10 protein-coding genes are annotated in these 14,745 nt (G+C 55.0%); 6 read left to right on the top strand and 4 right to left on the bottom strand.

What is annotated here, in order from left to right:
* The first annotated feature begins 137 nt into the window (after positions 1-137).
* The 5 genes from polX to F1728_RS22740 all read left to right on the top strand — a co-directional run bounded on the left by polX (position 138) and on the right by F1728_RS22740 (position 8,695).
* Complete coding sequence (gene polX, locus F1728_RS22760; protein ID WP_155365992.1) at positions 138-1,859, top strand: DNA polymerase/3'-5' exonuclease PolX; 1,722 nt, start codon at positions 138-140, stop codon at positions 1,857-1,859.
* 69 nt (positions 1,860-1,928) lie between these two features.
* On the top strand, positions 1,929-3,416 hold the full coding sequence (locus tag F1728_RS22755; protein ID WP_155365991.1) for an AAA family ATPase: 1,488 nt from the start codon (positions 1,929-1,931) through the stop codon (positions 3,414-3,416).
* 374 nt (positions 3,417-3,790) lie between these two features.
* A complete protein-coding gene (locus F1728_RS22750) occupies positions 3,791-4,384 on the top strand; it encodes a hypothetical protein (protein ID WP_145042567.1) in 594 nt (197 codons plus the stop codon).
* Positions 4,385-4,466: 82 nt separating this feature from the next.
* Positions 4,467-5,375 carry a PA14 domain-containing protein gene (locus tag F1728_RS22745; protein ID WP_155365990.1) on the top strand — a complete coding sequence of 303 codons (909 nt, stop codon included), beginning with the start codon at positions 4,467-4,469 and terminating at the stop codon, positions 5,373-5,375.
* A complete protein-coding gene (locus F1728_RS22740) occupies positions 5,375-8,695 on the top strand; it encodes a DUF7133 domain-containing protein (protein WP_155365989.1) in 3,321 nt (1,106 codons plus the stop codon). Before F1728_RS22745 ends, F1728_RS22740 begins: the two co-directional genes overlap by 1 nt.
* Here F1728_RS22740 and F1728_RS22735 read toward each other — a convergent pair.
* The 4 genes from F1728_RS22735 to F1728_RS22720 form a co-directional block, all read right to left on the bottom strand.
* A complete protein-coding gene (locus tag F1728_RS22735; RefSeq protein WP_155365988.1) occupies positions 8,658-10,103 on the bottom strand; it encodes a hypothetical protein in 1,446 nt (481 codons plus the stop codon). The genes F1728_RS22740 and F1728_RS22735 overlap by 38 nt on opposite strands.
* 41 nt (positions 10,104-10,144) lie before the next feature.
* The gene (locus F1728_RS22730) at positions 10,145-11,434 is read right to left on the bottom strand and encodes a hypothetical protein (protein WP_155365987.1); all 1,290 of its coding nucleotides are present in this window, start codon (positions 11,432-11,434) and stop codon (positions 10,145-10,147) included.
* Positions 11,435-11,546: 112 nt separating this feature from the next.
* Entirely contained in the window at positions 11,547-11,879 is a 333-nt protein-coding gene (locus tag F1728_RS22725) for a PadR family transcriptional regulator (RefSeq protein WP_145042579.1), read from the bottom strand.
* Positions 11,880-12,265: 386 nt separating this feature from the next.
* Positions 12,266-13,447, bottom strand: a complete 1,182-nt coding sequence (locus tag F1728_RS22720; protein ID WP_155365986.1) for a M20 family metallopeptidase — start codon at positions 13,445-13,447, stop codon at positions 12,266-12,268.
* 217 nt (positions 13,448-13,664) lie between these two features.
* On the opposite strand from F1728_RS22720, the gene F1728_RS22715 reads away from it, so the two are divergent.
* Positions 13,665-14,594 (top strand): SMP-30/gluconolactonase/LRE family protein, encoded by a 930-nt coding sequence (locus F1728_RS22715; protein WP_155365985.1) that lies wholly within the window; start codon positions 13,665-13,667, stop codon positions 14,592-14,594.
* Positions 14,595-14,745: the final 151 nt, after the last annotated feature.

Below are 14,745 nucleotides of genomic sequence, written 5' to 3'. Positions count from 1 at the left end.
AAATAACGGCTGACATCAACCGACTTTTACAAAGTGCAAGTGCTTCACCGCCTTGCACTTTTTTTATGCGCCGGTCACGTTATTGTAACAGGAGAGAAACCCGCACATCATTTACGACCTTCATCCGGATTCGGAACATGCAAAACGCTGAAATCGCCCGTCAGTTTGAGGAACTTGCCGACCTCCTGGAAATTCAGGGAGCCAACCCCTTTCGCCTCCGGGCCTATCGTAATGCAGCCCGCACCATCTCCGGCCTGCCCGACTCGATCCAGGAGATCGTCCACAACGATCCCAAAGAACTGCAGGAACTCCCGGGCATCGGCAAAGACCTCGCCGAAAAAATTCAGACCATCGTGGAATCATCCACACTGCCGCAACTCGAAGAGCTCAAAGAACAGATTCCCCCGGACGTCGTCCGCATGCTGGATATCCCCGGCATCGGTCCCAAGAAAGTCGCCTTCCTCTTTTCCGAACTCAACATCCATTCGCTCGACGATCTCAAGGCGGCTGCCGAGAACGGCGTCATCGCCGAACAGAAAGGCTTCGGCAAGAAAACGGAACAGATCATCCTCGAAGGTCTGGAACAGCTGAACCAGATCGGTGACCGCGTCCGGCTCGCGGAAGCCAAGGCTCAGTCCGACGCGATCATCGCCGATCTCGGCCAGCTCGACTCCGTACAGCACATCTCTGAAGCAGGCAGCTGTCGTCGTCGCAAGGAGACCGTGGGTGATCTCGATATTCTCGTCACGTCCAGCGAACCAGACGAAGTCATGGATGCCCTCGCCGATCATGAACTGGTCAGCAAGGTCCTCGCTCGCGGTGATACCAAGCAGCGTGTGCGGCTTAATTCCGGACTGGAGCTCGACCTGCGTGTGGTCCCCGAGGAATCCTACGGCGCCGCCCTGCTCTACTTCACGGGCTCCAAGGAACACAACATCGTCCTCCGCCGCCGCTCCCAGGATCGCGGGCTCAAACTCAACGAATACGGGCTCTTCAAAAAAGACAAACTCGTCTCGGGCAAAACCGAGGAAGAGGTTTACAAATCGCTCGACCTCCCCTGGATCCCGCCCGAAATCCGCGAGAATCGCATGGAGTTCACCGCAGCCGAAAACAACGAACTGCCCGAGTTGATCGAACTCAAACAGATCCGCGGCGATCTGCACATGCACACCACCGCCACGGACGGCAAAGCCTCGATTCAGGAAATGGCAGAGGGAGCGCTCGCCAAAGGCTATCAGTACATCGCCATCACCGATCACTCCAAGCGGGTCACGATGGCCAACGGCCTTGATGCGAAGCGGCTGCGGGCCCACTGGAAAGAAATCGACAAGGTTCAGCAGAAGGTCCCCGACATTCAGATCCTGAAAGGCATCGAATGCGACATCCTCGAAGACGGCACCATGGACCTCCCCGATGACGTGCTCAGTGAAGCCGACTGGGTCATCGCCGTCCTGCACTATGGACTCAAACAGCCACAGGACCAGATTAACAAACGCCTGCTCAACGCGATTCAAAATCCGCATGTCTCCATTCTGGGGCATCTCTCCGGTCGCCTGATCGGCAAACGCCCGGGAGCCGACCTCAACTACGGCGAGATCCTCAAAGCCGCCGCTGACCACGGCGTCATGCTGGAGATCAATGCCCATCCCATGCGACTCGATATCGACGACATTCACGCCGCCCGCGCCAAAGAACTCGGAATTCCGATTGTTATCAACACCGATGCCCACAGCGTCGGCGGACTGGATGTGATGCAGTACGGCGTCTACCAGGCCCGCCGTGCCGGACTGACGAAAAAAGATGTCGCCAATACGAAAACCTGGAAACAGTTTGAGAAACTCCTCAAAAAGTCGCGTTAAACATTGATCCAAAGCTGCCGGGATACCGTTACTACGCCCAGGTCATCAGTCTGCAGAGGAAGCAATCACATGTCGAACACGCTGGAACTGCTAATCCGTTCGGGAAATCCTTTCATCTCCATCGAAACGCTGGATGAACAACGGGCTCTGGAAGTCGTCCAGAAAGTCGCCCGCGGTCTGAAGATGACACTCTACGAATGGTCTGCCACCAGCGGGCTCTGCAAATCGGATCATGGCAAACTGAAGCCGGCACTCGTCCCCGGCGGGAAACCGGAACAGGCACTGAGCTTCATCCACCAGAACACCGATGCCGACATCATCCTCTTCAAAGACCTCGGCGCCTACTGTCGTGACAGCGTCGTCAACCGCATGCTCCGCGACCTGATGCAGACCTGCCACGACAAAAAATCGACATTCATCCTCGTCGATGCCTTCCCACTCCCCGATGAAATTAAACGCTTCACCGTCCGCTACGAAATCGGCTGGCCCGACGCCGACGAACTCTCCGCAGTCATCAAGCAGACCTATAACCGCATCAAGCGCGAGAGCGATTCCGAAATCACGGCCCGCCTGACCCGCCATGAAATGGAACAACTGGTGCTCACACTCCGCGGGCTCAGTTGCAGCGAAGTCGAACGGGTCATCAGTTCCGCCATCCTGCAGGACAACGACCTCAACGCCAACGATCTGCCACATGTCATCGAAGCCAAACGCACACTCCTCGGCTCCACAGGCTGCCTGGAAGCAATCGCCGTCGATGTCAAACCGGAAGAAGTTGGCGGTCTCAGCAAACTCAAGGACTGGCTCAAACTGCGTCGCGGCGGCTTCACCCGCCAGGCACAGGAGTTCGGCATCGAACCTCCCCGCGGCGTGCTTATGCTCGGCGTCCCCGGTTCCGGCAAAAGTCTCTGCGCCAAAATGGTCGCTTCCGACTGGAACATGCCCCTGCTCCGACTCGATCCGGGCATGCTCTATCAGAAATTCATCGGCGAAAGTGAAAGCCAGCTCCGGCAGGCACTCTCGCAGGCCGAATCAATGGCCCCCGTAATTCTCTGGATCGATGAGATTGAGAAAGCGTTCGCTTCCGCATCGGCCTCCTCATCCGATGGCGGCCTGTCCAAACGTATGTTCGGCACCCTGCTCGCCTGGATGCAGGACCATCGCCATCCGATTTTCATCATCGCCACCGCGAACGACATCTCGGCGCTGCCTCCCGAACTGATGCGCAAAGGCCGCTTCGATGAAGTCTTCTTCGTCGATCTCCCTAACGCGGCCTCCCGGGAACAGATTCTCAAGATCCACATACAACGCCGCAAGCGAGACTCGGACCAGTACGACCTCCGCTCCCTGGCCGCAATGGCCGACGACTTTACCGGCTCGGAACTGGAACAGGCAGTGATGTCGGGCCTCTTCGCCGCGTTCTCCGAAAACGCGGAACTGGAAGACCGCCACATCGCCTCCGAAATTCAGAAAACCCGTCCCCTGGCCGTCGTCATGCGCGAACGCATCGCCGAACTCCGCCACTGGGCCAACAACCGCTGCGTCCCCGCAGACTGAGCCCGCCCGAATGCATATCAATATTTCAATCCCGGGTAGGCCCGAATGCAATTCGGGCCGAGCGCAGCGAACACGAGGTCGCAGCTCACGCGTACTACACATAAAAAAAGTCGAATACAAAATCAGCCCCAGATACTGAATAGTATTCCATTACCGCCGGTTCACTCCCCCCTCAAGCATTCCCCTCCACAAAGTTGCCACAACCACTCAACCGTGTTGATTTTTAGCAACATCGTGTCACAACATCGCTGAGGATTTCAAAAAAACAGGCTCGGCCGCCATTTCTTGCGATGCCGAGTTGAAAATCAGCGGGAAATGCGGGACAATTAACAACGTCGTAAGCTCAAGCTCCTTAATTCAATCTGAGGAATTTTATGATTTCACCCACCACCTACCGCAGAGTGTTATATTCCGTCCTGGGAATTTGTCTGGCGATCTACGCCTGCACAGCCGATGCAGCCGAGACTTCCGAAAAAACCAACGAAGTCAAAGTCAACGACATCACTCTCAAAGTGCCCGCCGACTGGAAAAATGCACCACCATCCAACCGACTCCGTCTGGCTCAGTTCGAAATCCCCGCCGTCAAAGGGGACAAAGAACCTGCTGAGCTGGTGATCTCATCCTTCGGTGGAACCGGCGGTGGTATCGCAGCCAACGTCTCCCGCTGGATTGGTCAGTTCAACAGCGATGGTCGCAAAGCGAAAGTCACTCAGGGTGAATCAGAACAAGGCAAGTATGTCTTCGTTGATATCTCGGGAACCTACAACAAATCCATCGGTCCGCCAATTCTACGTAAAACCGAAGCTGTTCCCAACTCCCGCATGCTGGGTGTCATCCTCGCCGTTGAAGGGAAAGCGTACTACTTCCTCAAGCTGACTGGTCCCGACAAAACTGTCGCGGAAGCTGCAGACGCACTCCGTACCTCATTCGGTGCCAGCGCCAAAGATGAAAAGCCATTCGAACAATAACGAATGGCTGATTTTTTTATTTCACCCGCGACTTAATTCGGGTTCTTAACAAACCCTCTGCCCCATTGAATTATCTGAAAACATGAAGCTCAGCCAGCGCATCCCTTCATCCTGGATCAGGGGCATTCTGCCCCTGTTGGCATTTCTATCCCTCATCTTTTTCTGCTCGCTCAGTCAGACACGTCTGGTCGCAGAAGAAATTGATCCCGAAGAAGACGACTACCCGCCCGGGTTGCTGGCCACCTACAAAGCCGGCGGAAAAGAGATTCAACGGATCGATGCGGATATCGCCTTCGACTGGGGCAAACAGGCGCCGCTGCCACAACTGCCAGATGGAAACTTCACTGCTGACTGGACCAGTCTGATCCTGGTCAAGCAACCCGGCGAATATCAGCTCTCCGCGTACCTCGTCGGCGAAGTCAAAGTTGAAATCGACGGAAAGACCGTCCTGGAAGGCAAACGCGAAACACCCGGCTGGATTGTCGGTCCCAAATACGAGCAGAACTTCGGCGAATTCGAACTGCAGGTCTCCTATAAAAAAACGGCTCCCGAGGCCCGCCTGCAACTGTTCTGGTCTTCGAACCTGTTTGGTCTCGAACCGATTCAGTCCAACATTCTTTACCGGGAAGCAGGCAGCCCCGAGGTCGCACAGATCTGGCGGGGACGCACGCACTTCGACGCGCATCGCTGCAACCGCTGTCACCAGCGCTCAGGTCAGGCCACCAGCCCCGCTGCCCCCGATCTGACGCACGTCACCACCGCCCTCAATCCCGAATGGCTCGTCCGCAAAATTCAAAACGACGATGCCATCGCTGCCCATGCCAAAATGCCTTTCTTCGGCTTCAACCAGCAAGAAGCCGAATCCATCGCCGCCTATCTTTATGCGAATGCGAAAAACGCGTCGCTGAAAAAGATTCCGGCTCCGAAGAAAGATAAAAAACAAAGAAAGCGCCCACCCGCGATGAAGAACAGCGGGCCGGCGAAATCCTGATGCATTCAGTCGGCTGTCTGGCCTGCCACACCATTGACGGCAAAGGCAATCAGCAGCCCTTCAGTGGCGGCGACTTGAGCAGCATCGGCGATAAACGTAACGAAACCTGGCTCTTCAACTGGCTCTCCGATCCCGCGAAGCTCAACAAAGATCATCGCATGCCGGTCGTCAAACTCAGTACCGACGAACGCCGACAGCTCGCATACGCCCTCGCGGCCCTCAAACAGGCCAAGCTGTCCACGGGCCAAAAACCGACCAGCGATAAACAAAGCATCGCCGCGGGTCAGAAACTGATCGCCCAGGCCCGCTGCGCCGCCTGCCACACGATCCCCGGCATCGAAAAACCGAACCTGCAGATTTCCGATCTCACCAAACCGGTCACCAACTGGAACAACAGCTGCCTGGCCGAAACACCCGATCTCAAACAGGGACGCCCCGCTTACCGCACCATCGATCGTGACGCCGTCAAAGCCTATCTCGCCGCCAGCTATAATTCTCCCTCGCCGGAGAATGAATTCGATCGCGGTCGCTACGTTCTCGAACAGCGGAACTGCATCTATTGTCACGAACGGGACCGGCACGAAGGCATCACCCAGATCGCCGGTCAGATGGCCAAGTTCGATCCTGCCCTGGCCGGACAGAGCGAAGCCATGATTCCCCCCGCCCTGACTGCAGTCGGCGATAAACTCAAACATGAAGCCCTGGCCGAAGCGGTCAGCGGTCAACAGAAGACGCTCCGCATGCCCTGGCTCCGCGTTCGCATGCCCCGTTTCGAACATACCGAGGCCGACAAACAGGCCCTGCTCGGCTACCTGGTCTCGCACGACCGTGTTCCCGACGATGGCCCCCGGCAGCCCGGATTCATGGTCGAATCGTTAGAAAAGGACCGTGCACAACTCCTGATCGCCGGTCAGACCATCACCGGCGCCAAAGGCTTCAGCTGTATCTCCTGTCACGAACTGGGCGACTACAAACCCCGCAACGTGGCCCTGGGAACCCGCGGTTCGAACCTGCTCATGCTGGGCAAACGCATGCGGAAAGAATACTTCCTCCGCTGGGTCCACAACCCGCTGCGTATCGTCCCCGGCATGGAAATGCCCGCCCTCAAGAAGAGCGTCCCCAAAGTCCTGGGCGGTGACATCAACCGTCAGCTGGACGCCATCTGGCTTGGCTTGAATGATCCTCAATTCAAAGTGCCCACGAACCCCTCCGTCGTGGAACAGTTCTTTACCGTCGCTGCCGGCGAGCCCGCACGGATCGTCCGCGATGTCTTCACCAATCCCAAAGAGACCGGCGGCGGATACGTGCCCCGCGCCTTTGCAGTCGGCTTTGACAACGGCCATAACATGCTGTTCGACCTCGATCAGTTCTCGCTTGTCCAATGGACGCTCGGCGATCTGGCCCGCCAGCGCACCGAAGGCAAAAGCTGGTACTGGGACATGGCAGGCACACCGATTGTCACCGGCTATAACCGCGGATTCGAATTCGTCCTCGCCAAAGCCGGCAAGGAACCGCTGCAGGTCGTCTACCCGCATCTCGAAAACGGCAGTGCCGGCACCCTCCGCAGCTATGACTCGCAGGGTAACCGGATCACGCTCAACTACGAACTCAATTTCAAAATCGGTGACCAGATCCAGACGGTCGCCGTCACCGAAACCTTCGAGCCGCTCCGCGGACAGGACAAGGGATCCGGCTGGCAACGGGACATTAAAGCCACGAACCTGCCCACCGGTTATGATCTTTACGTCGGTCGTCCCCGCTTCTCGAAAAGTATCGGCAGCCCGACCATCAGCGATCTCACCCGCCCCGATGAGAAGTGGCTGCACATCTCCGATAATTATTCGCACGAATATATCAAAGCGACCGGCGGAAAACAGGACCGCGTTGCGCTGACACTCAACTACCTCTGCGAACTCAAAGTCGACGGCCTCGACGTCAAAATCAAACCCGAACCCAACCAGACGCTGGAAAAAGTTACCAGCGCTCCCGGCTTCGACGGCGTGCGACTCCCCCTCGATCGGGGCATCATGCCAACCGCGATGGCCTGGCGCAACGATGGAACGCTGATCTTCACCTCTCTCAAAGGGGACGTCTATCTCGCGAAAGACACCAACGGCGACGGCGTGGAAGATGAGATGACCCTCTTCGAAGAAGGCCTCTCCGCTCCGTTCGGCATCGTCGCGGATGGCAGCGACATTATCGTTTCACACAAACCCGAAGTCCTCCGGCTTTCCGATACCGATGGAGACGGTCGCGCCGACAAACGGACCATCGTCGCCTCCGGTTGGGGCTTCAACGACAACTACCACGACTGGGCCTCCGGCTGTATTCGCGACAGCAAAGGCAATCTCTACATCGGTCTGGGCAGCGATTACGCCCAGATGAAACGCCCCGACGATCAGATTCACTGGCGGGGCAAGATCCTCAAGATCACCTATAACGGCAACATCGAAGTCCTGGGGCACGCCTTCCGCTACCCCACGGGCCTCGCCATCAACTCCAAAGATGAAATCTTTATCTCCGACCAGCAGGGCGTGCAGAATACCTTCAACGAAATCAACTTCCTGATCCCCGGCAAAGCGTACGGCGTTCCCAGCCAGTCCGACCTGCGGAACAAGGAAAACCTCGAAGAAACCCGTGCCGCGATCCAGGTTCCTCACCCCTGGACCCGCAGTGTGAACGGTCTGACCTGTATTCCGAAGCAGTTCTCCTACGCCAGCCTGTTCGACCATGGACTGGGCTGCGAATACAACAACCGCTTCCTGATCCGCTTTACGCAACAGAAAGTCGGCGACTCCGTTCAGGGAGCCACCTACTACTTCACCCGCGCCGATATCCCTCCTGATGAGTTCAACTTCACCGGACCGATGTCGGTCGCCGTCAGCCCCCAGGGGGATATCTACGTCGGTTCCATCCACGACAGCGGCTGGCTGGGCGGACGCAACACCGGTTCGATCGTCAAGCTAACTCCGAACGGCAATCTGCCGAACGGCATCAAGGAACTCCGTGCGACTGCCGACGGCTTTGAACTCGAATTCTTCTCCCCCGTTGATGCGAAAAAAGCCGCCGATAAAGAGGCCTACACCATCGCCGGCTACACGCGCGTCTGGAGCGGCAGCTACGCCAGCCCCGACAGCGGCCGGTACAAAGTGGAAGTCGAAGGAGTCACCCTCTCCGACGATCACAAAACGGTCCGCCTCAAGGTCAACGAACTCAAGGAAAAATTCGTCTACGAAGTCAACTGCCAGCAGATCGGCACCGGAGACGAAAAACTCTTCCCAGTCACCGGACACTACTCAATGAACCGGATTCCCGAGTAATCGGGAACAGGTTGGGGATCGTGATTTCCCACAGGTTCGCCTGTGCTTCTGACGCCGCAAAGCGAATCGCATCCGGGAACTTGACTCCTTTCAGGCTGTTCTTCACGATACCGTGTCTCTGTTCTATCGACTTTCTTGTCTGCGGTTCCATTTTCAGCGTCCCGAAGGGGCGGATCAGCATCCTTGAACCTGCATTGCGGGCGACCAGAATTCTCATATCGTTGGAATTATTGAAATCGAAATAGACGACACCAAAGTTGTCCAGCAGATTGAGCTCAGACAGTTTCGTCAGGTCCTCTTTCTGTAACAGATAACAGGCAGGATCCCCGTATATCCCCTCAGCCATTTTGACCGAGTCATTCGCTTTCAGTTGTTCCTGATTCAGATCGACAAACAGCCCCTGCTCATCCAGTGGGCAATTCATAACCTGATTCGTATTTAAATCAATCAGGTAGACGCCCTGCGCAGGGTGATCGGCCAGGTCATGAGAGAAATACCAGTTGGAACCGTTGACGTCTCGTGGGGTGACCAGACTGAATGTATCCTGCTCCCCGGAAAAATTCCGGTTTCGGAAATCGCATAGCAGGTAGTCCGACTGCTGTTCACTCTGCCTGGGTCTTTCTACTGCAAATGAGACAGAAACTTCAGGCGGCGAGTGAGCGGGGCAGACAATCGTATCCTGATACGGACGTCCAGGGATCGTGGAGATCATTCTTGATTTGAGTGTCTCTCCCCAGGGAGCCGTTAATGATAACTGATATTGCCCCCAGGGCAGCCGTTTAAAATTGAGTGTTCCCGTTTCATCACTGACTGCCTCAACCTTGAACGTGTCGGTCTGACTACCGCGTTTCAGCAATGTTCCTGTAAACCCTCTTGCCGGCGTTCCACCTGCTCCCTCCTGCACAAGTTCGAATGTAATAGGGCTCAATAGATCCGATATTGCCCCCGCCTGACCGGTCTGCCTCTCGTTTAACTTTTCCAATTGTTTCAGAATATGCTGATCGACTTCCGCCCCTGTATCAGGCTGCGGTCGATTCGCCAACGCCGTCAACTGCTCCAGCATTTTCAGATTCAGGTTTTCATTCTGTTTCATCATCGACCAGGCAATCCCCACCACGGCAATACAGCAGACCGCCATCACCGCGGAAACGCCGACAAGAATACGTTGTGACATGATTCTCTCCTTCATCGCTTCCAGCCAGAGCTGGCGGGCAATTTTGATTGGATCGCCGAACTGATTTAACACACGCTGTCTGGCGATCTTTTCATTCGGATTTTTCAACAGCTCCCGATTTAAAGCACATGCAAAATGGTCGCTGAGTTCGTCGATAATATCCTGCCGGAGCGACGACGGTTCGTCATCCCGTCGCGGCGGAAAATCGTCAATGCTGAGCTCAGGCCAGGTCATGTGGTTCCCCTCTGATGTTATTGGCAACAGTGACAACCAGCTTAGAAGAAGCCCCTGCCTGAACCATTTTCGTTAACCGTTTCGACGCCCTCTGGAACTACCAGTTGATTCAGTTTCGGCAGATCTATTTTCCAGACATTTTTCCGGTCTGGGGCTGCAGTAAATTTAAGCAGCTCTGGTAATTGAATTCCTCTGGCGTAACCTGTAGCTGCACCATCTTCTACAAGTCCAGTCACTGAAGCTGACATTCCAAAAGGAACAATGAGTCTTGTCGGCTTGTAATTCGCTGGACCGCCAAAGTTACTGTTAGAGAGATTGATTCTCGCAGGATTAAAAAGAGACAATTGCGTTCTTTTACTGTTAAGTATAGAAAACGGGATATCGCTCTCTAAGTCGGGTAGATGTGCCAACTCCTTTTTCCTGAGCAGATACATCACCGGCAGAAAATACTGATCTCCTTCAATCATGTTAATCGTTTGTCTGGCTTCTAACTCCCCATAATCGATCTTTTTGAACATCCGATTTTGATCCAACGGACAACGGAAGACCTGGTTCTCATGATTGATCAGACAGACCATCGGATAATCCCATGTTCCGTCCAACGGATTGGGGTACGGTCTGGTCCAAAGCTCGGTTCCAATATTACGGGACAATGCAGATGCGCCTCTGTCAATTGATCGCGGACGAAAGTCACACAGCAACAGCCAGTCATCTGACTTCAACTCTTCAGGCCATTGCACCTCAAACCGGACCGGGACTTCCACAGGAGCCATATCAGGACAGACGATGCTCTGGGAATAATTCCGACCCGGCAATACCGTCAAAGACTTGTGATAAGCTTCTCCCCAGGGTGCGGTGACGTTTAACGAATATCCTCCCCAGGGCAGCTTTCCAAAATCCAGTTTTCCCTCAGCATTACTCTTTTCAGTGAGTGTGAAAGAATCCGTGTTATCCCCGATTTTAGTTAACTTCCCCTCAAAGCCGACCGCTGGTGTTCCCCCTGCTTTCCCTTGAAACAGCTGGAAAGAAACCTGGTTCATTTCACCGGTAGCAGAATCAGTCCGAACTTCGGGAACAGGTCGATCTGCAAATTCTTCCATCTGGGCGATCATCCGGGAATTGAAAGCCTGGCTCTCCTTCATCATGGACCAGACCAGTCCGACGACGATGAAGCCGCAGGCGGCCATCACCACTGAAACTCCCGTCAGAATTCGTTGTGACATAATTCTCTCCTTCATCGCTTCCAGCCAGAGCTGGCGGGCAATTTTGATTGGATCGCCAAACTGATTCAACACACGCTGTCTGGCGATCTTTTCATTCGGATTTTTCAACAGCTCCCGATTCAGAGCACACGCAAAATGGTCGCTGAGTTCGTCGATAATATCCTGCCGGAGCGACGACGGTTCATCATCGCGTCGCGGCGGAAAGTCTTCGATACTAAGCTCAGGCCAGGCCACTTTCTGCTCCCAGAATCCGGTCTACGGCGGATGAGAACTGTTTCCACTCCTGACGCTTCTCGTTCAGAACCTTCTGCCCCTGCGTCGTCAGCTCGTAATACTTGCGCCGACGACCATCGACTTCACGCCAGAATGATTTCAGCAGCTTCTTCCGCTGCAACTTGTGCAACGCTGGATACAGGCTCCCCTCTTTCAGCTCAAACTCCTGAGCCGATCGATTCGTCACCTGTTGCGTAATTTCGTAACCATACGTGGGCCCCTCGGAAACCAGTTCCAGAATGAGCATCTCCAGCGTGCCTGCAAATAACTGAGGATTCATCTTTCTTTCTCCCATACCTAGGATGACTACATATCCAATATATAGCCGCTCTAGGTATACACTGTCAAGCAGTTTTTTGAAAAGAAATCACGAGGGGGGGAGCCCGAATGCAATTCGGGGCGAGCGCAGCGAGCAGGAGGGTCCCAGCCTACGGGATCAATTCACAACAGAGAAACCCATTCGTTCGAATAAGCGGGCTTGAGGCGCTCGCACACTTCACATCGTCTGCACCGCGACCTCCTGTTGCCTGCGGCAATACCGGATTTTATCCGGTACCACCCTGATTATTCAGAGGCCATTGAAAGCGGACACCAATCGTACTTCACCAGGCGGGCGGACACATGGGTCCGCACCCTACGCCAGTTGAAGTAAGCACAGACGGACTGTTAAACAGCCCGTCCCGCGTTGGCACAGAACTGGTAATATACCTCTTCCGATTTCACGAGCTCATCGATTTCGACCCACTCATCCACCGTGTGAGCCTGGGCGATAGAACCGGGGCCGAAGACCATTGAAGGCACACCGCTCTGATTCACACGGGCTGCGTGTGTACCATAGGGGACGCCCACTTTTTTGTGACCGGGCTCCATGGTGTCGATCACCTTCAGCAGTTGATCGCTCCATGCACCATTATTGTGATCGGAGAGAGAAACGCCGGTAATCCACGGCGGCAGCATTTCGAACTCAAAAGGCAGCTGTTCTTTGAGGTAGTCTTCCACCTGGTTCATCACATCGATGCCGTCTTCGCCAGGAATGACGCGGCGGTCAATTTCAATTGTGCACCAGTCCGGCACAATATTGACGCTGTCGCCCCCTTCGATCACGCCGACACTCAAGGTCGGTGGACCGCATAATGGATGTGCTTCCCGTTTCGTCAGCTCATCCGCGTAGACCTGCAGCGCCTTGATCACATCGGCCATCCGGTAGATGGCATTCACGCCATCATTGGGTTGTGAGCTGTGACAGGCCTTTCCGGTCGTCTTGATTTTCCAGCGGGTCGCGCCCCGATGAGCCACCACGATATCCAGCATCGTCGGTTCGGCCACGAGTCCCAGATCGGGGGGCGTGGTCAGAATCTGGCTCAGTCCACTGGGATTCTCCCAGAGCTGCACCAGGTGATTGATGCCCTGCACGGTTGCTTCTTCATCGCAGGTACAGGAGAGAATTACATTCGCCGCATCGGGAGGATTGTCTTTAATGAGCCGCGTGAAGGCCATCAGCATCGCCGCCATGCTGCCCTTGACATCACAGGCACCGCGACCGTAAATCCGGCCGTCTTTCTCGGTCCCTTCAAAGGGGGGGACGATCATCCCTTCCGCGGGAACCGTATCCTGGTGCACGTCCATCAGAATCGTGGGCACACCCTCTTTAACCGGCGTGCGGGCGATCACATTATTCCGCCCGGGAACCACTTCGATTGATTCGTATTCGACTCCCAGTTCTTCGAAATAGTCACACAGGAACTGGGTCAGTCTGCCTTCAAAATAGATATCACCGGAAACAGCGCGGCCCATGGGATTCACGCTGGGAATGGCAATCAGTTGTTTTAACAGCTGGACGACATCCATCAAAAAATAACCTTTTCTCGAGCCCGCTTTTGAATACTCTCGCGCTGAATTTTTTTGTAGTTTTCCACAGCCAGTGTCCCTCAACTGCAGCCCGATTTCTACTGATAACGCATTCAGTTTCTTAAGTTGGTTGAATTTTACAGCCCGGACCGACTCTAATATCAGTAGACCGCGTTTTACCCAAATCACGCTGACCACAAACTCCAAGGAGCCTTACATGAGAAACATACTGAACTGGTCCGCCGCTCTGCTCGCGTTGATCATCACCGCAGCCCCTCTGCAGGCCGATCCGATCCCCGGCGTCGGTCCGGTAAGCGACCCCGTCAAAGTCTTTTCTGATTTCAAATTCACCGAAGGTCCCGCCTTCGACCTCAAAGGCAACCTCTACTTCACCGATATCCCCGCCAACCGGATCTACAAAGTCGATACCGATGGCAAACTCAGCGTCTTTCTGGAACCCTCCAATCACTGCAACGGCCTGATGCTCGATGGCTCCGGCAAACTGCTGGCCTGTGAAATGGATGGCCGCCTGGTCAGCATTAATCTGAAAAACAAGAAAGTGACGCCGCTGGTCTCCGAATATGAAGGCAAACGCTTCAACGCACCGAATGATGTCGTGGTAGACAGTACAGGTGGTATCTACTTCACCGACCCGCATTTCCGCGCCCCCGAACCCCTGCCACAGGGAACCGTCGCCGTCTACTATCGTTCCGCTGACGGCAAGGTGAGTCGGATCATCGACGATATCAAAGCCCCTAACGGCGTGATTCTCTCTCCGGATGAAAAAACGCTATATATCATCCCCAGTATGCAGAAGGAGATGATGGCGTACCCCGTGACCGCTCCCGGCAAAATTGGCAAAGGCCGCGTATTCTGCACGCTGAAGCAGGCCGAAGGCTACAAAGAACCGGGCAGTGGAGGTGATGGCCTGACCATCGATACCAACGGGAATCTTTATATCACAACCGGTCTGGGCCTGCAGGTCTTCTCACCAGAGGGGAAACTGCTGGGCATCATCGATGTCCCGGAAAAGCCGGCCAACGTCACTTTCGGCGGCAAAGACAACTCAAGCCTGTTCATTACCGCACGCACTTCGCTGTACCGGGTCGATACACAGGCCCAGGGGCACCGGTTCCCGGGAAAATAATTCTCAGGCCGATCTGACAACTGATACGCATTGTCGCACCTGTTTCGATAATGCCTGAACTGGAATAATCCGCACGCTGGTCTGGCTGAAACGCCGATAAAAAGACCAGCGTTTTTTCATGTCATGTGAGCCTCATGCAACTTTTTACCGT

It is taken from the genome of Gimesia benthica (genome assembly GCF_009720525.1).
GTDB lineage: Bacteria > Planctomycetota > Planctomycetia > Planctomycetales > Planctomycetaceae > Gimesia > Gimesia benthica.
The sequence above is the reverse complement of the archived record's forward strand: the minus strand, read 5'-3'. Positions and strand labels throughout refer to the sequence as shown.

Coding starts and splice junctions, on each gene's coding strand:
- polX (WP_155365992.1), top strand. CDS start 138: ATGCAAAACGCTGAAATCGCCCGTCAGTTTGAGGAACTTGCCGACCTC.
- F1728_RS22755 (WP_155365991.1), top strand. CDS start 1,929: ATGTCGAACACGCTGGAACTGCTAATCCGTTCGGGAAATCCTTTCATC.
- F1728_RS22750 (WP_145042567.1), top strand. CDS start 3,791: ATGATTTCACCCACCACCTACCGCAGAGTGTTATATTCCGTCCTGGGA.
- F1728_RS22745 (WP_155365990.1), top strand. CDS start 4,467: ATGAAGCTCAGCCAGCGCATCCCTTCATCCTGGATCAGGGGCATTCTG.
- F1728_RS22740 (WP_155365989.1), top strand. CDS start 5,375: ATGCATTCAGTCGGCTGTCTGGCCTGCCACACCATTGACGGCAAAGGC.
- F1728_RS22735 (WP_155365988.1), bottom strand. CDS start 10,103: ATGACCTGGCCTGAGCTCAGCATTGACGATTTTCCGCCGCGACGGGAT.
- F1728_RS22725 (WP_145042579.1), bottom strand. CDS start 11,879: ATGAATCCTCAGTTATTTGCAGGCACGCTGGAGATGCTCATTCTGGAA.
- F1728_RS22720 (WP_155365986.1), bottom strand. CDS start 13,447: ATGGATGTCGTCCAGCTGTTAAAACAACTGATTGCCATTCCCAGCGTG.
- F1728_RS22715 (WP_155365985.1), top strand. CDS start 13,665: ATGAGAAACATACTGAACTGGTCCGCCGCTCTGCTCGCGTTGATCATC.